Here is a 1,227-nt window from a genome sequence, read left to right as displayed (position 1 = left end):
TTATGCATCAGTTCACTTCAAAACAAGATTTTTGTCATTGGTTTAATCAATTTCAACATCCACAGTTAGTGGGAAACTGGGCCGATATTCACGGCGTTGTCACCATCACCGCTCAAGGTGAGGTGAAGATTACATTGCCATTTGCTAGTAATGAGCTTCAGCGCACATTGCAAGAATGGATTCAACAACAGCAAGCATCCAAAGCTGTAGCCGCGTTTCCGTTTCACATTGAACTCGGCGTAAAAGCACTAGAAACGCAGGTTTCTAATGCGGTGAAAGGCGTGAAGAATATCATTGCGGTGAGCTCTGCAAAGGGTGGGGTGGGCAAATCCACAACAGCCGTTAACTTAGCCTTGGCTATCGCGCAGTCGGGAGCGAAGGTTGGCCTATTGGATGCCGATATATACGGTCCATCGGTTCCGATGATGCTCGGCCAGGAAGATGCGAAACCAGAAGTTCGTGATGGCAAATGGATGGAGCCTATTTTTGCTCACGGCATCTATACTCATTCTATTGGCTATTTAGTTAATAAATCTGAAGCAGCGATCTGGCGTGGCCCTATGGCATCGAAAGCGTTAGCTCAGCTATTGAATGAAACCGATTGGCCAGATCTGGATTACCTAGTGATAGACATGCCACCAGGCACGGGTGATATCCAATTGACGTTGTCACAACAGATTCCTGTTACCGGCACGGTTTTGGTGACGACGCCACAAGATTTAGCGTTGGCAGATGCGCGCAAAGGTGCTGCAATGTTTAACAAAGTCAATGTGCCAGTAGTAGGTGTGGTCGAAAATATGAGTTACCACATTTGTAGCCAATGTGGAGCGACTGAACACATCTTTGGTATGGGTGGCGCGGAGAAAATGTCTCAAGAGTTTGGCTTAGCGCTATTGGGCCAAATTCCGTTGCATATTTCTATGCGAGAAGACATTGATGCTGGTGTGCCAACCGTTGCGAGACGACCTGACAGTGAGCATTCAGGCTACTACAAACAGCTTGCAGATCGAGTGTGTAGCACAATGTTTTGGCAAGGCAAAGCGAAACCAGATGCAATCAGTTTTACAATGGTAAACTGAGGTTGGTGGTTGAAAGTTGCACATTTTAACGTTTGCCCGGAGGTTAATCCTCTGGGCAGGCAGAAACTTATGACTAAACTCTAATTCCAGCTAGTAACTACGGGGTGAACTCCCTATAATCAGGCAGTTTATCTTTTTATGTGACTAG

1 protein-coding gene is annotated in these 1,227 nt (G+C 46.3%); it reads left to right on the top strand.

Translation table 11 applies throughout. The features are described from left to right. Positions 1–2: 2 nt before the first annotated feature. Entirely contained in the window at positions 3–1,079 is a 1,077-nt protein-coding gene (apbC, locus tag R7Q47_RS25245; protein WP_318090075.1) for an iron-sulfur cluster carrier protein ApbC, read from the top strand. Positions 1,080–1,227 lie beyond the last annotated feature (148 nt).

This window comes from Vibrio sp. Vb0349, from assembly GCF_033338975.1.
Note: the sequence above shows the minus strand (reverse complement) of the source record. Positions and strands in the feature narration are given on the sequence as shown.

What these genes read in the sequence shown, in the direction of transcription:
- apbC (WP_318090075.1), top strand. Translation starts at nt 3, where the DNA reads ATGCATCAGTTCACTTCAAAACAAGATTTTTGTCATTGGTTTAATCAA.